The following is a 17891-nucleotide window of genomic DNA, read 5'->3' as shown; positions in this document are numbered from 1 at the left end:
TTAAACCAGAATCAGGTTATCGCGGTGAACCAACTCCGGTTCCGCCATGTAACCCAGCAAACCGACAATCGCCTCAGACGATTGGCCGATGATTTTTTGCGCCTCAAGCGCACTGTAGTTGGCCAGGCCACGGGCAATCTCACGACCGTCGGGCGCCACGCACACCACCATTTCGCCGCGACGGAAGCTGCCTTGAACCAGCTTGACGCCAACCGGTAGCAGACTTTTATTGCCCTGCGATAACGCCGTGACCGCCCCCTCATCCAGCACTAGTGTGCCGCGAGTCTGCAAGTGTCCAGCCAGCCACTGCTTGCGCGCCGCCAGCAGGCCGCGCTCAGGCGACAGCAAGGTGCCGATGCGCTCGCCCGCCTTCAAACGATCCAGCACACGCTCAAGACGCCCACCCACGATGATCGTATGAGCCCCCGAACGTGCCGCCAGACGCGCCGCACGCAATTTGGTCTGCATACCGCCACGACCCAACGCACCGCCAGTGCCACCCGCGACCGCATCCAGCGCCGGATCATCGGCGCGCGCTTCGTAAATCAGCTTGGCGTCAGGGTTGTTGCGCGGATCGGCGTCGAACATGCCGTCACGATCAGTGAGGATCACCAACAGGTCAGCCTCGACCAGGTTGGCCACCAGCGCCGCCAGCGTATCGTTGTCGCCGAAACGGATTTCGTCGGTGACCACCGTATCGTTCTCGTTGATCACCGGAATGACCTTGAGCTCGACCAGCGCACGCAAGGTGCTGCGGGCGTTGAGGTAACGCTTGCGATCGGACAAGTCATCGTGAGTCAGGAGAATCTGCGCCGTGTGCCGGCCATGCTCGGCAAAGCTCGACTCCCAGGCCTGCACCAACCCCATCTGACCGATGGCGGCAGCCGCCTGCAACTCGTGCATCGCACTGGGTCGTGCGGTCCAGCCAAGGCGACTCATGCCTGCCGCTACCGCCCCCGAGGACACCAGCACCAGCTCGACACCCGCCTCATGCAGCGCGACCATCTGCTCAACCCAGACGCTCATTGCTGCGCGATCCAGACCCTTGCCATCAGCCGTCAGCAAAGCGCTGCCGATCTTCACGACCCAACGCTGCGCACCTGTCACCTTGCTCCGCATCATCTTCAACCTTAGCTTGAGGACAGCGCGACCCAGCGCTGCCCGTAACGTTATTCGTGACTACCGATTTCCAGATACCAAAACGCCGCTCGATAGAGCGGCGCTTAAGTTTACTGCAACGAATCAGTCGCGCACGTAAATGATTTCCGGACCATCTTCATCATCCACATCTTCTTCGTCCCAGTCATCGTCACCGATGTCATGGACCGACTTCACGCCGCTGCGACGCAGGGCACGCTGGTCATCCAGCGCCTGCAACTGGGCACGGGCTTCGTCTTCGATGCGCTGATCGAGATCGGCCAACTCTTCCTTGTAGACCGGGTCGTTAGCCAGACGATCGGCACGATCCTCCAGGTAACGCATGATGTCGCGCGTCAGGCGCTCGGTGCCTTCTTTGGCAATGGCCGAGATTACGTAGACCGGACCGGTCCACTCCAGACGATCAACGATTTCCTTGACCCGTTCTTCATGCTCTTCTTCAAGGATCTGGTCGCACTTGTTCAGCACCAGCCAGCGGTCACGCTCAGCCAGCGAAGGGCTGAACTTGGTCAGCTCGCTGACAATGACTTCAGCTGCGTCTGGAGCACTGGTGTCATCCAGTGGCGCCATGTCGACGAGGTGCAGCAACAGACGGGTACGCGACAAGTGCTTGAGGAAACGAATCCCCAGGCCCGCGCCATCGGAAGCACCTTCGATCAGACCCGGAATGTCGGCAATGACGAAGCTTTTCCAGCGATCGACGCTAACCACACCGAGGTTTGGCACCAGCGTGGTGAACGGATAGTCGGCAACTTTCGGCTTGGCCGCCGAAACCGAACGAATAAAGGTACTTTTGCCAGCGTTCGGCAAGCCCAGCAGACCGACGTCGGCCAACACCTTCATTTCCAGCTTGAGGTCACGCTGCTCGCCTGGCTTGCCTGGCGTAGTCTGGCGCGGCGCGCGGTTGGTACTGGATTTGAAACGGGTGTTACCCAGACCGTGCCAGCCGCCATGCGCCACCAACAGACGCTGACCAGCCTTGGTCAGGTCGCCAATGACTTCTTGCGTAGCAGAGTCAATGACCGTGGTGCCGACCGGAACCCGCAGGACCAGCTCTTCACCTTTTTTACCGGTGCAGTCAGTGCTGCCGCCGTTGGCGCCACGCTCGGCATCGAAGTGCCGGGTGTAACGGTAGTCGACCAGGGTGTTGAGGTTTTCGTCGGCGATCATGTAGACCGAGCCGCCGTCGCCACCATCACCGCCGTTAGGACCGCCGTTTTCGATGAATTTTTCCCGACGAAAACTCATGCAGCCATTGCCACCGTCGCCAGCCTTTACTCGAATCGATACTTCATCAACAAACTTCATAACAAAACGCCTCTCGCCATACGGACGAGCCGAAAAACACTAAGACATAAGACTCTTGCAAAAATGAGCGCAGCGACCTCAATCAACGACCGCACAATCCAGCGCCGGCAGCCCATACAAACAGTTTTGCAAGAGACTCACCCCACAAACGAAAAAGCCCCGTCGCAAGACAGGGCTTTTCCAGCGATCGCGCAATTAAGCCGCGACAACGCTCACGTAACGGCGGTTGAACGCGCCTTTTACTTCAAACTTGATCACGCCTTCGATTTTCGCGAAGAGGGTGTGATCTTTACCCATGCCAACACCGTAACCGGCGTGGAATTGGGTGCCGCGCTGACGCACGATGATGTTGCCCGGAATGATTTTCTGGCCGCCATACATCTTCACGCCAAGGCGTTTGGCTTCTGAGTCGCGACCGTTACGGGTACTACCACCAGCTTTTTTGTGTGCCATGAGTTCAATTCTCCTAGTGAGGAATTAGGCTGAAATTAAGCCTGAATACCGGTGATTTTGATCTCGGTGTACCACTGGCGGTGGCCCATACGCTTCATGTGGTGCTTACGACGACGGAACTTGATGATGCGGACTTTATCGTGACGACCTTGGGAGATCACTTCAGCCACAACGGTAGCGCCAGCAACAACTGGAGCGCCGATATTCACGTCATCGCCATTGGCGACCAACAGAACGCGATCAAAAGTTACGGATTCGCCGGTAGCGATTTCCAGTTTCTCGATCTTCAGGTATTCACCTGGGGCGACCTTGTATTGCTTGCCACCAGTAACGATTACTGCGTACGACATGGTATTTCTCCGATAATCCTGCTCACCCAGCTCTTTATAAGAAGAGGTATTGGCTGGCATGGCTGCATGGGATGGAACGACCCAAATGCAATTGCGTAAGGCAGGTGCTGCCCAGGAAGTTCAGGGTGCGCGATTGTACGCAAGCCACGAGCGCGTTGCAAGTGGCCTTCAGACGCCCTGAAAGCGTCGCGAACGAAGGGAAGACAAGGAAAAAGCAGGCGAGGAAGCGGAGTTTACGAGTTGTAAATGAGCATTCCGAGCCTGCTTTTGACGCAGGATTACCGAGTGCAGCAGCTTTCATGGTGTCTGACCGCGCCTTGACAGGCCCGGACGTGGGTCCTAGCATGCCGCGCAACCCTTCTGGAGCGACTGTCGCTGATGCAACCCCAAGCTTTCTACCGCGCGGTGGCGGATGATTTTAACGCCGTCGACGGCATCATCAAGAAGCAGCTGACTTCCCGAGTGCCGCTGGTATCGAAAATCGGCGACTACATCACTTCGGCTGGCGGTAAACGCCTGCGGCCTTTATTAGTGTTGCTGTGTGGCAAGGCCCTGGGTCGCGAAGGCGACGACATGCGCCTGCTGGCCGCCACCATCGAATTCCTGCACACCGCCACCCTGCTGCACGACGACGTGGTCGACATGTCCGGCATGCGCCGTGGCCGCTCGACCGCCAACGCCATGTGGGGCAACGCCCCAAGCGTGCTGGTCGGTGATTTCCTGTACTCGCGCTCGTTCGAGATGATGGTCGAGCTGGGCTCGATGCCGGTGATGAAGATTCTCTCGCAAGCCACGCGGATCATCGCCGAAGGCGAAGTCCTGCAGCTGTCCAAGGTGCGCGACGCCAGCACCACTGAAGAAACCTACATGGAAGTCATCCGCGGCAAAACCGCGATGCTTTTCGAGGCTTCGACCCACAGTGCCGCGGCATTGGCTGGCGCTACACCAGAACAGAGCGAAGCCTTGCGCACCTTTGGCGACCACCTCGGCGTGGCCTTCCAGCTGGTCGACGATCTGCTGGATTACAAAGGCGACGCAGAAACCCTGGGCAAGAACGTCGGTGACGATCTGGCCGAAGGCAAGCCGACCCTGCCGCTGATCTACACCATGCGCGAAGGCACGCCAGAGCAAGCGGCACTGGTACGCAAGGCGATTCAGAAAGGTGGCATCGAAGACCTGGAAAGCATCCGCGCTGCCGTGGAAGCCTCGGGCTCTCTGGACTACACCGCACAGCTGGCCCGCGATTACGTGGCCCGTGCGATCAAATGCCTCGAAATGCTGCCTGCCAGCGAATACCGGGATGCATTGGTCGAGCTGAGCGAGTTTGCAGTCGCCCGCACGCACTGATCGCTTGGTAATTCTCCATGTGGGAGCGAGCCTGCTCGTGATGACGGAGTCGAACTCAACATCAATGTTGACCGGCACACCGCTATCGCGAGCAGACTCGCTCCCACAGGGGCAGCCACCTTCCGGGCAAAACCCTATATAATGTGCGCTTTTTAGCCATCCTGAATCCAAGGAGCCCTAGTGAGCACGTTGCCACCCTGCCCGAAATGCAATTGCGAATACACCTATGAAGACGGCGCCCAGCTGATCTGCCCGGAGTGCGCCCACGAGTGGTCCGCCAATGGCGAAGCCGAAGCGGCGTCCGATGAAGCCGTGAAAAAGGATTCGGTCGGCAACGTCCTGCAAGATGGCGACACCATCACCGTGATCAAGGACCTCAAGGTCAAGGGCACATCGCTGGTGGTCAAGGTCGGCACCAAGGTCAAGAACATCCGCCTGTGCGATGGCGACCACGACATCGACTGCAAGATCGACGGTATCGGCCCGATGAAGCTCAAATCCGAGTTCGTCAGAAAAGTCTGAACCCGCTGTATTCCATCCCGCGCTCTGCGTGGGATGGAGCCTCACCCTCGCCTGATCCCCCAACAATCCCGCCCAATAGCAAAACGCCAGCCGCTTTGACCCTCAGCAATTCCCTTACAGAAAACAGCAGAAACCACCAATAGGTACTTGCTATTAATTGAATAGGAATTATTCTCATAAAACCATTAAAAAGGAGATGAGCATCATGACTTACTTGATCGATGCATGGCTGGATCGCCCACACCCGTACCTCAGGATCCTGCATCGGGAAACCGGGGAAGTGTGTGCGGTACTGGAAGAAGAAGCCTTGAGTGAGCTGCAAGACCAGGGCGACCTCGACCTCAATGGCCTGAGTTCCAGCGAACCGGTGGTACTCAAGGAGCTGGTACGCAACCTGTTCCTATTCTGCTACGCCCGGGCATTGCGCCCAATGAATGACCTGCACCACAAAATCGAACTATGACAAGCGCCGCAAAAGACTGTGGGAGCGAGCCTGCTCGCGATGCGGTCAACTCGGTTTTCCTGTGAAACCGAGGTGATGCCATCGCGAGCAGGCTCGCTCCCACATTAGCCCGGCATAACAACAGGCCAGGTATTACAGAACGTCGAGCAGCTCGACGTCGAACACCAGAACGCTGTGCGGCGGAATGCTGCCAACGCCTTGTGCGCCGTAAGCCAGTTCGCTCGGCACGTACAAGCGCCATTTGCTACCGGCGTTCATCAGTTGCAGGGCTTCGGTCCAGCCGGCGATCACGCCGCCAACCGGGAATTCTGCAGGCTCGCCACGATCGTAGGAGCTGTCGAACACAGTGCCGTCGATCAGCGTGCCGTGGTAGTGGGTGCGCACTTGATCTTCACGGGTTGGCTTGGCGCCTTCACCTTGAGTCAGTACTTCGAACTGCAGGCCGGAAGCCAGAGTGGTGATGCCGTCACGCTTGGCGTTTTCAGCCAGGAATGCCAGACCTTCGCCAGCGGCAGCTTCAGCCTTGGCAGCGGCTTCGGCTTGCATGATTTCGCGGATAACCTTGAAGCTGGCGGACATTGCTTCCTGGCCCACTCGGCTTTCCTTACCGGCGAATGCGTCGGTCAGACCGGCCAGGATCGCGTCCAGGCTAACACCCGGTGGCGGGTTGTCGCGCAGTTGGTCGCCCAACTGACGGCCAATACCGTAGCTGACGCGGGTTTCGTCGGTGGACAGATTTACTTCGGACATGACACTGCTCCGCTGTGCGGACGGCTCGGGACTTTGCCGTGCGTGCACAGCGCATCCCGGAGCGCCCGGAACCAAAAGGGCAAGCAGACTAGCACAGATGCCATTGCGGTGATCAGGGCTGTCAGCGCTATCAGGAGATGGGCACCTTCAGGCTCTCTTCCCCGCTGGTGCCCAGACCGCACATCTCGTCGTGCACTGAGGTGTGAATCAGGTTGAATGTCAGCTTGGGAAAGGCGTGAAGGACTTCACGAGCATGTTCCACCGAGCGCAAATGCAGTGTTTGCCCATGGGTGTCGACGATTGGATGAGCCGCGCCATGTATCCGAGCCTCCAACAGATAAATCCCGCCTTCCATCGAGATCAGATTCAGCTCATCGACCTTCCCGGCGATGGCATAGGCGTTCAATTCTTGCAGGTTCATGAGCGCACCCCGCGCAATGGCGAGCCAAGACACTTACAGGGATATGCCTCGGCGCACGAAAGCACAAGCCGCAAACGCCGCCGCCCGTCCGTTTCACAATGGCTGTGGCGAGCGAGCTTGCTCGCGCTGGGGCGCGAAGCGGTCCTGAAACCTGCCAATGCAGTTAATCAGGTAAATCGCGCCCTCAGGTTTTACGACTGCTGCGCAGCCGAGCGCGAGCAAGCTCGCTCGCCACAGGGGACATTCCAAAGCGGATCAGTGCTTGGTCAGCTTGTCCAGGTAACCCATGGCAAACGCCGAGATCACGAAGGTCATGTGAATGATCACGTACCACTTCAGGTGCTCGGGATCGACGTTCCTGGCGTCCATGAAGATGCGCAACAGGTGGATCGAGGAAATCGCCACGATCGAGGCCGCGACTTTCATCTTCAGGGAAGAGGAGTCCATCGTGCCCAACCAGTTGAGCTTCTCCTTACCTTCATCGATGTCGAGTTCGGACACGAAGTTTTCGTAGCCGGAAATCATCACCATCACCAGCAAACCGCCCACCAGCGCCATGTCGATCAACGACAACAGCACCAAAATCAGATCGGACTCGGCCATCGAGAACACGTTGGGAATAACGTGGAAGACTTCCTGAAAGAATTTCAGCGCCAGGGCCAACAGGCCCAGGGACAGACCGAAGTAGATCGGCGCCAGCAGCCAGCGCGAGGCGTACATTGCATTTTCGACAAAACGTTCCATTGAATCTCACACAAGGGTTTTAAACGGCGGCGAGTATATCAGCCGCTCAAAACCCCATAAACCGCAGACAAATCCACAACCTGCGAGTCTGCCAAAGCGTTTTTCTGCTAGTGTCCAAAGCATTCGCATCGTTTATTTGCGCTGTAGAGGAAAACCGGAAAATGGATTTGCGATTGCCTTTAACGACTGTCGGCCTTTGCCTTGCGGTATTGATCGGCGGCTGCTCACCCAGCGATGAGAAGCGCCCGCAAAGCCTCGAGGAAAAGACCGCACAGTTCGAGAAGTCGCTGGACGCGATTCAGGATCCGCAGCTCAAGGATGCCGTGGCCAATCTCGGCGGCTCGTTACTGCTGCTCGAGCGCGCACAGCAAAAGCTTGCCATCAAGCCGATCGCCACCGAATACGGCGAAGACGCCATGGCCCTGCTCAAGCACTATCCAACCCCCCAAGCCTTGGTCGACACCTACATCAACGGCCTGTTCGTATTGCGCAAGGACTCCAGCTCCGACTACCTGACCGACTTGCAGCCGGTGTTCCCCTTCAATTTCAACATGCCTTCCGAGTTTCCCTTCCCGCATGGGCTGGAATGGCAGTCGGTCACGCTGAGCAACAAGAAGGTCATCCCCTTCCAGCCCGAATGGTCGGAAACCGATCCCGGCATTCAGTTGAGCCCTTCAAGCGCCAGCCTGACCAATCCGGATGACCTGACGGTGGCCTACCCTTTTGTCGAGGGCGAGAACATCGACAGCAAAAGCCAGCCGCAACCGACAATCCTGAAAGGTAAAGTAGAGGTCATTGCACCGCGTAAGGTATTCACCTTCAACCTGACGAAAAAGGACGTGGGCCAGACCCGCACTGACGACAACATCAGCGTCACCCTGCGGGCCCTCGAAAAGAACTACGCCGAGGTCGAAGTCAACAACAGCGCGGCACTGGCGCCAGACGTCAGCGATACCCCGCTCAATCCGCTGATTGTCCAGGCCAGGGACACGACCGGGCAGCTTCTCTCACGCTCTGGCTCGATCAACGAAGATGCCGCGCAAATCGGGTTCTATCAAAAACAACTGGCCGAGATGCAGAAGCAGACCGCCTGGAGCGATGCGTTCGAAAAACAGCTCGAAGACGAGCAACAGGCGTTCGAGCACAAGCAGACTCATCATTACACCAAGGTGTACTTCAACGGCCCCATCGAAAACCTCGAAGTCAACGTCCTCGACTTCTCGGCCGTCACCGTGACCCGCAAAGATCTGGAACTGCCAGTACGCCGCTTCGACCGCAATACCACGGATAAAACCATCCAGAGCCTCAACCCGCCCGTGGTCGTGTACGACGATCAGGCCGCAACCTGGCTCAAAGGCGCCACACTGGATGAGGAACAGCTGAAAAAGAACATCCACGTCAATCAGTCCGTCGAGGACGCCAGTGCGGCACGCATCGAATTCGATCACCCGAAAACCTTCAACGACGAACTGCTCGGTTCCTCATTCAGCCCTGGCGACACCCCCGTGACCTTCTTCACCCAGGACGATAAGGGCAAACGTGGCGAGCCTATCGAATTGCCAGCCGAGGCCTTCGAAATCGACCCGCTGCGCGCCACCATCACGTACGACCTGACCTTGTTCCCCGAAACGCCGGCGTATGCTGTCGGCTCGATGCCGTTGTTTTTGGCCAATATTGCAAAAGACAACCTCGACACCCAGAAACTGCCCAAAGGCCTGGAGCTCAAGGGCAACGCCCTGGTGGTTGACCAGAAAGTATTCCCCGCCCAGAACTGGCGCTTCTTCGCCAAGGACGCGAGCGGTAATTACCTGAAGGAGATTCTTGCGGTCAGCCACGACGCCAGCGCAGAAGGCCCGGCAATGTTTGAGGTGCATTATTTCTACGGCCAGCCGAGCAGCCTGGAAACCTACCAGCGCACCAACCTCAATACCGTCGAATATGGATTCGAGGTCAAGCTCGACAAGGCCGAAAACCCCAACCCTGTCGAATAGCTCACTAATGCTCGGGGTTGAACTGAAAACCACCCGGATTTCGGCAGCGTCCACCATTGATTTCCCGCAGCTGGGCTTGCAAGTGCAAACACCAGATTTGCGGGTCATCGGCCAGTTGATAACCGTGCAGGGTCAGGCTTTCAACGATGGTATCGAGTATCGATTCGGCCACGAAAGGACCATGAAACGGGCCTTGGGCCTTGATGGCGGAAGGTTGCTCGCCGGCCATTCCGGCGGCAAACAACAAGGTCCACATACCGGTGTCCCCCGCAAGCGGGCGAATACTGCACTCGATACGGGTAACCAGGCCCAGGCATTGGCGGGTGAGGCAGAGGTTGCGCGGCATGGCGGCGACCCTCGGTAAATCGGGTATTCAGCCTCCACGCGAAGGCTGTCTCGATCCAGTGATGACTGTCGATGTCCTTGTCCTGAGCATAGAAGAAAAGTCGAGTCAGCAAGTTGACGGAGCTTAGAAGGCGCCGAATGGTCGTTGTTGGTTTTTTGACGTCACCCGGGCGGCAAAAAGCGCTATCACAATGACGACCCAGCGCCATGCACAAACCCCGTGGCGAGGGAGCTTGCTCCCGCTGGGCTGCGAAGCGGCCCTGAAATCGGTAACGCGGTTCTTCAGTCAGAGCGCGTGCACCAGTTTACGACTGCTTCGCCCGAGCGCGGACCGGCCGGCGGGAGCAAGCTCCCTCGCCACAATGGCTGTGTGCAGTTTCCGGTATCAGGCAGGCTTGGCCGCAACCAATGCCTCCTGCGCCTGCGCATGCTCCTTCTCGGCCTCTTTCAAATCATCTTCGCTGATCATTTCCGCGATCACCCGCAAGCGCTCCACCACGCGAGCGTTGACGCTGCCCTCAGGGAACTGACCCTCTTCGTCCGGTTCGCCGGCCGGCTCGCCCACCAACAGGCTCAATGCTTCATCGGCCTGACGCACCGCGTAGACATGGAACTGCCCGGCACGCACGGCCGCCAGCACCCGCTCATCGAGCATCAACGTGGCGACGTTGGCCTGAGGGATGATCGCGCCCTGCTCGCCGGTCAAACCGCGCGCCTCGCAAAGACGGAAGAAGCCTTCGATCTTCTCGTTGACCCCGCCCACCGCCTGCACTTCACCGAACTGGTTGATCGAGCCGGTAATCGCGAAGCACTGCTTGAGCGGGGTTTTCGACAATGCCGAAATCAACGTGCACGCCTCGCCCAGCGATGCACTGTCACCATCGACGTAACCGTAGGATTGTTCCAGCGCGATACTGGCCGAAATCGCCAACGGGAATTCCTGAGCGTAACGGCTGCCCAGATACCCGGTGAGGATCATCACGCCCTTGGAGTGGATCGGCTGCCCGAGGTTGACCTCACGCTCGATGTCGACGATGCCACTGCCACCGGGGTAAACCGTGGCGGAGATTCGCGCCGGTATGCCGAACGCCGAGTCGCCGACCTCCAGCACCGTCAACCCGTTGCACTTGCCGACCGCCGCACCCGCGGTGTCGATCAGGATGATCCCCGCCAGCATGTCATCGAGAATCCGCGCCGACACGCGTCCGGTGCGGGTGGCCTTGGCCTTGAGCGCACGCTCGATGTGCCCGGCGTCGGTCATCTCGTCACCGGCCAGATCACGAATGAAGTCCGCCTCGCTGACCAACTGGAACAGATCGCCAATGCGCGCCGACAAACGCCCCTGATGCTCGGCCAGCCGCGCGCTATAAGTCGCCAGACGTGCCACCGCATCGGCGGTCAGCGGCGCCATGCCTTCTTCCGAGGTCCGGGTTTTGAGCAACTGAGCAAACTGCTCGAGGCTCTCGTCGACCATCGGGATGTCTTCATCGAAGTCCACCAGTACCCGGAACATCTCCTGGAAATCCGGATCGAGGTCTTGCAGCGTGTAATACAGCTGGCGTGCGCCGATGATGACGACTTTGACCTGCAACGGAATATGTTGCGGCGTCAGGGTCACCGTGGCCAGTCGGCCCAGCTCGCCCAGCGGCGATTCCATTTTCAGTTTGCGTGACTGCAAGGCCCGTTTCAGCGCATCCCAGACAAAGGGTTCGCTGAGCATTTTTTCGGCTTCCAGAATCAGGAAGCCGCCGTTGGCCCGATGCAGCGCACCCGGACGCAACTGCCGATAGGTGGTATAGAGCGCCCCCTGATCAGTGCTGTACTCGATACGGCCGAACAGGTTGTCGTAAGTCGGGTGCGGTTCGAACACCACGGGGGCACCGCCACTGTGCGGATGACCGACCACCAGGCTCGGGCCATATTGTTCTTCGAGCAATTTACGGGCGACCGCGTCGGTCTTGCTGTCATCGACCAGTTGCTCTACCACCGTTTTGAGCAGATACACCTGCATCGCTTGCAGGTAACCGCACACCGCAGCGTTTTCTGCGTACTTTTCCGACAACGGCGAAAGCAATGGCTGCAAGGCCAGGGTGATGGTTTCTTCGTTGAGCTGACGCAACTGATTGCTCGACTCGCGCTTCCACTGCGGCAAGCTGGCCAGCTCTTCGTTCAGCCGCTCTTCCAGTCCGGAAATATCGTCGTGGAAGCGATCGCGAACGGCTTCCGGCAACTGGGCGAACTCCGCCTCATCCAGCGCCTTGCCTTCGCTCATCGGGGTGAAGGCAATGTTGGTGCTGTCACGGTACAGCGCGACCTCTTTCTCCAGCGCCAGGCGCTCGATCACGTCCAGGGCGCGGTCGTAGCGCTGATTGAAGGCGCGGTCGATGGCACTTTTCTTTTGCTGATAGGACGGGTGCTCGAAGACTGCTGGAAACGTCGCCAGCAGGTTGTCGATCAGGCTGTTGATGTCGGTGATGAACGCACCGGCCGTCCCCGACGGCAACTCCAGTGCGCGAGGTTCGCGCGGCTCATCGAAATTGTTGACGTAGACCCAGTCCGCCGGGGTCTGCAGGCGTTTGCCTTCGGCTTTCAGGTAGCGTTTGACGAAAGAGAACCGGCCAGTGCCGGGCTCACCCATGACAAACACGTTGTAACCGGGGCGTGGCATGGCCACGCCGAACTGCAAGGCTTCAACCGCACGTTCCTGGCCGAGCACGCCGCGAAAAGGCTCCAGCTCATTGGTGGTAGAGAAGCTGAACTGTTCAGCGGAAAACGGACGGGTCAGCGCTTCAGGCGCTAGACGCAAGCTGGCAGCAACAGGATCAGGCATCGGGCTTCCTTACATCAGGCGGGGCAATTGAAGGCATTCTGGCGCTGCCCGTGCCCGACTGGCAAGGCGCGCCTTGGGTAAAAGCATAGTCAAGCGCCAAACCCTGGACGGACCAGGGCTAAATCAATGGTTACTGGGAATGTTTGGCAAAAAATCACGGAACCCCCGGATCGTGCCTAGACTCCAAACTGCTCGGCTGGACCAATCACCAGCCCAATGGCGTCGGAGCGGCGCCAGAACCCCTGTCCATTGGTACGCAAACAAAAGAGAACACAGCTATGAAACGGATTCTTCTTGGTACTCTCTTCACCGTTGCATCCCTCAACGCCATGGCCCAGGCGCCAGGCGGTCCGGATTGCGGTTGGGGCAACATGCTGTTCGAAGGTCAGCGAGGCACCCCGGCGCACTTCCTGGCATCCACCACAAACGGCACTTCTGGCAACGCCACTTTCGGCATGACATCCGGCACCAACGGTTGCGCCACCAACGCTGCGCTGACCTACGGCGGCAAGTCCTGGTTTGCCATGAACGGCATGATGAACGAACTGTCCGAAGACATGGCCAAGGGGTCCGGCGAAGCGCTGACCACCTATGCCGTGGTACTGGGCGTCGCACCGCAAGACCGCGCGTATTTCGCCACGGTCACCCACGAGCACTTCCAGCAGATTTTCAGCAAGGCTGACGTGACCGCTGAAGACGTGCACACCAATACCCTGGCCGTGCTCAAAGGCGATGCTCGTCTGGCCAAATATGCCACCCCGGCTTAAGCTCGACCTCACCCGCCCCTCACCCGGGCGGGTTTTGCTTTTTGGACCCGACTATTGGGTCTTTTTTTTGAATTAAGTAGCCCACCATGCTCAAACGTCTTGCCTGTCTGGCGCTGTTTGTCTGCGCCCCGCTGTCCGCCGCGCCTCTGATCGACAACCAACGTTTGCAGCAACTGGCCAACGACCGGTTCTGGATTTCCCTGGGCCACTACGAAAGCGCAAAACTCGGCGGCTGGCGCAGCTATGTCAGCGACAAGAAATTCTTCCTGGCAGCCAACGGCGCCGAGCATCCCGACGCAGAGCTGGCAGCCACCGTACAAGCGCTCTACGCCCCGGCCAGCAAAGGCCAGCAACACGCGCAATGTGTTTACCCGGCGCGTACCCGCTGGTTGAAAGCCCAACTGAACCTGAACGATTTGCCGACGGTGGATTGCAGCGAGTTCAAACAATGGTTCAAGGACGTATCGCCCCACAGCGCGGTGATGATCTTTCCGGCAGCCTATCTGAACAGTCCGTCATCGATGTTCGGCCACACCCTGTTGCGCATCGATCAGGCTGACGTACAAACCGACCACACCGCCCTGCTCAGTTACGCGATCAATTTCGGCGCCTATATCGAAGGGTCGGACAACAGCATTCTGTATGCCTGGAAAGGCCTGATGGGCGGCTATCCGGGGTTGTTCGCGCTGGTGCCCTACCAGGAAAAACTCTCGGAATACCGCAGCCTGGAAAACCGCGATCTGTGGGAATACCGGTTGAACCTGACGCAGGCAGAAACCGAGCGCATGGTCGAGCATGTCTGGGAGCTCAAACAGATTCAGTTCGATTATTTCTTCTTTGATGAAAACTGCTCCTACCGCTTGCTGGAGTTGCTGCAAGTCGCAAGACCGGGCCTCAGGCTCACCGAACAATTCCCGCTGACCGCGATTCCCACCGACACCGTCAAAGCCGTGAAAGACGCCGGACTGGTGGAAAAAATCGATTACCGCCCGTCCCGCGAACGTGAGCTGTTGAGCCGTGCCAAACCGCTCACCGACGATGAGCAGCAATGGGTGTTGAAGGTCAGCGCCGACCAGAAACGCTTGCAGGAACCGACCTTCAAGGCTCTGCCACGTGATCGCCAGGCATTGATCATCGACGCGGCCTACCGTCTTGAGCGCTACCGCGCCAACGGCCAGGAACGCGATCCACAGCGCGCGCAACGCAGCTTCGAGCTGCTGCGGGCGATCAACCAGAACCCGCCACCGGAGCTGCCCATCGAACGCCCCGGCCTGCCGGAAGACGGTCACGAATCGCGAACGTGGCAGGCCGGTATCGGCACCCGAGGCGACAAAGCCTTTGGTGAATATGGCCTGCGCATGGCCTATCACGACCTCGACGACAACGCCGAAAGCTTCCCCCTTGGCGCGCAGATTGAAATTCTCCAGATGAAGCTGCGCCAGTACGAAGGCAATCACTGGCAATTGCAGCAACTGGACCTGGCGACCATCCGCTCACTGACCCCGCGTAATGAGCTGCTGCAACCCTGGTCCTGGCAAGTCACCGGCGGCCTGGAACGGGTACCGGGAAAGCATGACGATGAAACCCTGGTCAGCCATGTCAACGGCGGCGCCGGCGGCACCTGGCAACTGGGCGACGACGTACTGGGCTTTGCCCTTGGCACCGTGCGCATCGAGCACAACAGCGACTTTGCCGGTTTCATCGCGCCCGCAGCCGGTTTCAACAGCGGTGTACTGTGGAAGAACCCGCTGGGTAATCTAAGCCTGGAAACCAAAGGGGATTACTTCACTAACGGTGAAGTGCGGCGCAGCCTGAGTCTGAACCAGCAGTGGGAACTGTCGCGTAACCTCGGCCTGCGCCTGAGTGCCCAGCGCGAGTTCAGCCACCTCGCTTCCCCCGAAAATGAAGTTATGCTTGAGGTGAAGTGGTATCACTATTGACTCGAGCAGTGCAGCGTTGCCAGAAAGATCGTCCGAACGCGGCCCGAACCTTCGGCAGCCCCTACGGGGATCTCGATTCACTCGTAAGAGCTGGCGAAGCCTGCGATCTTTTGATCTTTCTTTTCGCCACTTGCCGATTTGCTCCATCGGCCATTCCTTATCGCTCGCAGCAGGTCGTTTTGGGATAACCTTCGAAACCAGAAGCCTGCGACGATGGCCGAAAACCCATTCAGGGAGAACCGCCATGAGCCGCGCTTTCGTCAATGAAGATAACGCCACCCCACAAGCCGACCAGCCGGTAGAACGCCAGGTCAGCACTCAGCCCAACTACGTCACGCCCGAAGGCCTCGCCCTGCTGCAGGCCAAAGTCGCCGAGTTGCAAAACCTGCACGGCGAACAATCGGCCCGCGAGGAGGCTGACCCACAGTGGCTGGCCGATCTCGAGCGTGATTTGCGTTACTTCAAGCAACGCCTGCAAAGCGCTCAAGTGGTGACACCGGCCACTTCTACCAAGAAGGTTCAGATTGGCAGCTGGGTGACCTACGCCGATGAACGGGGCACCGAACGACGCGTGCAACTGGTTGGCGAAGATCAGGCCAATGCCGCCAAAGGCCTGATCAACTGGAGCTCACCGCTGGGACGGGCGCTGCTCGGCGCACAGCTGAACGACGAAGTGCTCTGGCAACGACCGGCCGGCGATCAGTTGATCGAAATCATCCGCATCGAGCCGAACTGAACTGAACCACGCACCCTGGCCTGGGAGTGACGCGCAAAAAAACGGAGCCCGAAGGCTCCGTTTTTCATGCAACCAGCCGATCAGGCCAGTTTCTTGTGACGCACCCGGTGTGGCTGGGAAGCGGCATCGCCAAGACGCTTTTTGCGGTCGGCTTCGTACTCGGTGTAGTTGCCTTCGAAGAACACTGCTTGCGAGTCGTCTTCGTACGCCAGGATGTGAGTCGCGACGCGGTCAAGGAACCACCGATCGTGAGAGATCACAATGGCGGCGCCCGGGAAGTCCAGCAGGGCTTCTTCCAGCGAACGCAGGGTTTCAACGTCGAGGTCGTTGGACGGTTCGTCGAGCAGCAGGACGTTGCCGCCCTCTTTCAGGGTCAGGGCCAGGTGCAAGCGACCACGCTCACCACCGGACAGGTCCTTGACGAATTTCTGCTGATCGCCGCCCTTGAAGTTGAAACGGCCGACGTAGGTGCGCGACGGGATCTCGTAGTTGCCGATGCGGATCTGGTCGGAACCGTCGGAGATCTGCTGGAACACCGTCTTGCTGCCGTCCAGGTCTTCACGGCTCTGGTCGACGCAGGCCAGTTGCACGGTTTCACCGACTTCGATGGTGCCCGAATCCGGTTGTTCCTTGCCCATCAGCATGCGGAACAGCGTGGATTTACCCGCACCGTTACCACCAATCACGCCAACGATGGCGCCTTTAGGCATGGAGAACGACAGGTTGTCGATCAACACGCGATCGCCATAGCCCTTGGTAACGTTCTTGAATTCGATGACCTTGTCGCCCAGGCGAGGACCGGCCGGGATGTAGATCTCGTTGGTTTCGCTGCGCTTCTGGAATTCCTGCGATTGCATTTCTTCGAAGCGTTGCAGACGCGCCTTGGATTTCGACTGACGGGCCTTGGCGCCTTTGCGCACCCACTCCAGTTCTTCCTTCATGGCCTTTTCATGGGCTGACTGCTGCTTGGATTCGGCGGCCAGACGATCGGACTTGGCTTCCAGCCAGCCCGAATAGTTGCCCTCGTAAGGAATACCGGCGCCGCGGTCAAGTTCCAGAATCCAGCCGGCGACGTTGTCCAGGAAGTAACGGTCGTGCGTGATCGCAACCACGGTACCCGGGAAGTCGTGGAGGAAATGCTCCAGCCAGGCCACGGAGTCGGCGTCCAGGTGGTTGGTTGGTTCGTCGAGCAGCAGCATGTCCGGTGCGGACAGCAGCAGGCGGCACAGGGCCACGCGACGTTTTTCACCACCGGACAGGTGTTCGATCTTGGCATCCCAGGCCGGCAGACGCAGCGCATCGGCAGCGACTTCCAGCTGGCGATCCAGGTTGTGACCGTCGCCCGCCTGCAGGATGGCTTCGAGCTTGGCCTGTTCGGCGGCCAGTTTGTCGAAGTCGGCATCCGGGTCGGCGTATTCGGCGTAGACCTGATCCAGACGAGCTTGCGCGTCCTTGATCACGCTGACCGCTTCCTCGACCACGTCACGCACGGTCTTGGTCGGGTCCAGCAGCGGCTCTTGCGGCAGGTAGCCGATGTTCAGTTCCGGCATCGGACGGGCTTCGCCGTCGAACTCGGTGTCGACGCCGGCCATGATTTTCAACAGTGTGGATTTACCCGAGCCGTTGAGGCCGAGCACGCCGATCTTGGCGCCTGGGAAGAACGACAACGAAATGTTTTTCAGGATTTCCCGCTTCGGCGGAACAACTTTGCCCAGCCGATGCATGGTGAAGACGTATTGAGCCATGGAGAACCTAGGGTCAGTGAC

The 17891-nt window shown here is 58.8% G+C and carries 17 protein-coding genes; 7 read left to right on the top strand and 10 right to left on the bottom strand.

Going from position 1 to position 17891, the window contains the following annotated elements; genetic code table 11:
• The 4 genes from proB to rplU all read right to left on the bottom strand — a co-directional run bounded on the left by proB (position 1) and on the right by rplU (position 3269).
• Positions 1 to 1119 carry a glutamate 5-kinase gene (gene proB / locus HK44_RS08200; RefSeq protein WP_019691617.1) on the bottom strand — a complete coding sequence of 373 codons (1119 nt, stop codon included), beginning with the start codon at positions 1117 to 1119 and terminating at the stop codon, positions 1 to 3.
• Positions 1120 to 1242: 123 nt separating this feature from the next.
• Positions 1243 to 2466, bottom strand: coding sequence for an Obg family GTPase CgtA (gene cgtA, locus HK44_RS08195; protein ID WP_019691616.1), 1224 nt, complete (start codon positions 2464 to 2466; stop codon positions 1243 to 1245).
• Between the two features lie 195 nt (positions 2467 to 2661).
• Complete coding sequence (gene rpmA, locus HK44_RS08190; protein WP_003176049.1) at positions 2662 to 2919, bottom strand: 50S ribosomal protein L27; 258 nt, start codon at positions 2917 to 2919, stop codon at positions 2662 to 2664.
• 35 nt (positions 2920 to 2954) lie between these two features.
• A complete protein-coding gene (gene rplU, locus HK44_RS08185) occupies positions 2955 to 3269 on the bottom strand; it encodes a 50S ribosomal protein L21 (RefSeq protein WP_003176051.1) in 315 nt (104 codons plus the stop codon).
• 378 nt (positions 3270 to 3647) lie between these two features.
• Between rplU and HK44_RS08180 the strand changes: the two genes are divergently transcribed.
• The 3 genes from HK44_RS08180 to HK44_RS08170 all read left to right on the top strand — a co-directional run bounded on the left by HK44_RS08180 (position 3648) and on the right by HK44_RS08170 (position 5601).
• Positions 3648 to 4616: a polyprenyl synthetase family protein gene (locus HK44_RS08180; RefSeq protein WP_019691615.1), complete on the top strand. Its 969-nt coding sequence runs from the start codon at positions 3648 to 3650 to the stop codon at positions 4614 to 4616.
• A gap of 180 nt (positions 4617 to 4796) precedes the next feature.
• Positions 4797 to 5138 carry a zinc ribbon domain-containing protein YjdM gene (locus HK44_RS08175; RefSeq protein ID WP_019691614.1) on the top strand — a complete coding sequence of 114 codons (342 nt, stop codon included), beginning with the start codon at positions 4797 to 4799 and terminating at the stop codon, positions 5136 to 5138.
• A 205-nt stretch (positions 5139 to 5343) separates the two neighbouring features.
• Positions 5344 to 5601 carry a PA4570 family protein gene (locus tag HK44_RS08170; protein ID WP_020723531.1) on the top strand — a complete coding sequence of 86 codons (258 nt, stop codon included), beginning with the start codon at positions 5344 to 5346 and terminating at the stop codon, positions 5599 to 5601.
• A gap of 132 nt (positions 5602 to 5733) precedes the next feature.
• Here HK44_RS08170 and HK44_RS08165 read toward each other — a convergent pair whose 3' ends face one another.
• The 3 genes from HK44_RS08165 to HK44_RS08155 form a co-directional block, all read right to left on the bottom strand.
• Complete coding sequence (locus HK44_RS08165; RefSeq protein WP_019691612.1) at positions 5734 to 6351, bottom strand: FKBP-type peptidyl-prolyl cis-trans isomerase; 618 nt, start codon at positions 6349 to 6351, stop codon at positions 5734 to 5736.
• 130 nt (positions 6352 to 6481) lie between these two features.
• The gene (locus HK44_RS08160) at positions 6482 to 6772 is read right to left on the bottom strand and encodes a DUF6482 family protein (RefSeq protein ID WP_019691611.1); all 291 of its coding nucleotides are present in this window, start codon (positions 6770 to 6772) and stop codon (positions 6482 to 6484) included.
• 255 nt (positions 6773 to 7027) lie between these two features.
• Positions 7028 to 7516: a TIGR00645 family protein gene (locus HK44_RS08155; protein ID WP_019691610.1), complete on the bottom strand. Its 489-nt coding sequence runs from the start codon at positions 7514 to 7516 to the stop codon at positions 7028 to 7030.
• Between the two features lie 161 nt (positions 7517 to 7677).
• On the opposite strand from HK44_RS08155, the gene HK44_RS08150 reads away from it, so the two are divergent.
• The gene (locus HK44_RS08150; protein ID WP_019691609.1) at positions 7678 to 9507 is read left to right on the top strand and encodes a hypothetical protein; all 1830 of its coding nucleotides are present in this window, start codon (positions 7678 to 7680) and stop codon (positions 9505 to 9507) included.
• 4 nt (positions 9508 to 9511) lie between these two features.
• Here HK44_RS08150 and HK44_RS08145 read toward each other — a convergent pair whose 3' ends face one another.
• A complete protein-coding gene (locus tag HK44_RS08145; RefSeq protein WP_019691608.1) occupies positions 9512 to 9853 on the bottom strand; it encodes a hypothetical protein in 342 nt (113 codons plus the stop codon).
• A 384-nt stretch (positions 9854 to 10237) separates the two neighbouring features.
• Entirely contained in the window at positions 10238 to 12682 is a 2445-nt protein-coding gene (locus HK44_RS08140; protein ID WP_019691607.1) for a Lon protease family protein, read from the bottom strand.
• A 278-nt stretch (positions 12683 to 12960) separates the two neighbouring features.
• Here HK44_RS08140 and HK44_RS08135 point away from each other — a divergent pair, with 278 nt between their 5' ends.
• The 3 genes from HK44_RS08135 to HK44_RS08125 all read left to right on the top strand — a co-directional run bounded on the left by HK44_RS08135 (position 12961) and on the right by HK44_RS08125 (position 16125).
• Entirely contained in the window at positions 12961 to 13449 is a 489-nt protein-coding gene (locus tag HK44_RS08135) for a DUF3015 domain-containing protein (protein WP_019691606.1), read from the top strand.
• Between the two features lie 86 nt (positions 13450 to 13535).
• Positions 13536 to 15389 carry an Lnb N-terminal periplasmic domain-containing protein gene (locus HK44_RS08130; RefSeq protein ID WP_019691605.1) on the top strand — a complete coding sequence of 618 codons (1854 nt, stop codon included), beginning with the start codon at positions 13536 to 13538 and terminating at the stop codon, positions 15387 to 15389.
• A gap of 244 nt (positions 15390 to 15633) precedes the next feature.
• Positions 15634 to 16125 (top strand): GreA/GreB family elongation factor, encoded by a 492-nt coding sequence (locus HK44_RS08125; protein WP_019691604.1) that lies wholly within the window; start codon positions 15634 to 15636, stop codon positions 16123 to 16125.
• An 80-nt stretch (positions 16126 to 16205) separates the two neighbouring features.
• Here the strand turns inward: HK44_RS08125 and ettA are convergent, their stop codons facing one another.
• Positions 16206 to 17870 carry an energy-dependent translational throttle protein EttA gene (gene ettA, locus HK44_RS08120; RefSeq protein WP_019691603.1) on the bottom strand — a complete coding sequence of 555 codons (1665 nt, stop codon included), beginning with the start codon at positions 17868 to 17870 and terminating at the stop codon, positions 16206 to 16208.
• Positions 17871 to 17891: the final 21 nt, after the last annotated feature.

It is taken from the genome of Pseudomonas fluorescens HK44, assembly GCF_000217955.3.
Classification (GTDB): Bacteria; Pseudomonadota; Gammaproteobacteria; order Pseudomonadales; family Pseudomonadaceae; genus Aquipseudomonas; species Aquipseudomonas fluorescens_AQ.
Note: the sequence above shows the minus strand (reverse complement) of the source record. Positions and strands in the feature narration are given on the sequence as shown.

Coding starts and splice junctions, on each gene's coding strand:
- proB (WP_019691617.1), bottom strand. CDS start 1,119: ATGCGGAGCAAGGTGACAGGTGCGCAGCGTTGGGTCGTGAAGATCGGC.
- cgtA (WP_019691616.1), bottom strand. CDS start 2,466: ATGAAGTTTGTTGATGAAGTATCGATTCGAGTAAAGGCTGGCGACGGT.
- rpmA (WP_003176049.1), bottom strand. CDS start 2,919: ATGGCACACAAAAAAGCTGGTGGTAGTACCCGTAACGGTCGCGACTCA.
- rplU (WP_003176051.1), bottom strand. CDS start 3,269: ATGTCGTACGCAGTAATCGTTACTGGTGGCAAGCAATACAAGGTCGCC.
- HK44_RS08180 (WP_019691615.1), top strand. CDS start 3,648: ATGCAACCCCAAGCTTTCTACCGCGCGGTGGCGGATGATTTTAACGCC.
- HK44_RS08170 (WP_020723531.1), top strand. CDS start 5,344: ATGACTTACTTGATCGATGCATGGCTGGATCGCCCACACCCGTACCTC.
- HK44_RS08165 (WP_019691612.1), bottom strand. CDS start 6,351: ATGTCCGAAGTAAATCTGTCCACCGACGAAACCCGCGTCAGCTACGGT.
- HK44_RS08160 (WP_019691611.1), bottom strand. CDS start 6,772: ATGAACCTGCAAGAATTGAACGCCTATGCCATCGCCGGGAAGGTCGAT.
- HK44_RS08155 (WP_019691610.1), bottom strand. CDS start 7,516: ATGGAACGTTTTGTCGAAAATGCAATGTACGCCTCGCGCTGGCTGCTG.
- HK44_RS08150 (WP_019691609.1), top strand. CDS start 7,678: ATGGATTTGCGATTGCCTTTAACGACTGTCGGCCTTTGCCTTGCGGTA.
- HK44_RS08145 (WP_019691608.1), bottom strand. CDS start 9,853: ATGCCGCGCAACCTCTGCCTCACCCGCCAATGCCTGGGCCTGGTTACC.
- HK44_RS08140 (WP_019691607.1), bottom strand. CDS start 12,682: ATGCCTGATCCTGTTGCTGCCAGCTTGCGTCTAGCGCCTGAAGCGCTG.
- HK44_RS08135 (WP_019691606.1), top strand. CDS start 12,961: ATGAAACGGATTCTTCTTGGTACTCTCTTCACCGTTGCATCCCTCAAC.
- HK44_RS08130 (WP_019691605.1), top strand. CDS start 13,536: ATGCTCAAACGTCTTGCCTGTCTGGCGCTGTTTGTCTGCGCCCCGCTG.
- HK44_RS08125 (WP_019691604.1), top strand. CDS start 15,634: ATGAGCCGCGCTTTCGTCAATGAAGATAACGCCACCCCACAAGCCGAC.
- ettA (WP_019691603.1), bottom strand. CDS start 17,870: ATGGCTCAATACGTCTTCACCATGCATCGGCTGGGCAAAGTTGTTCCG.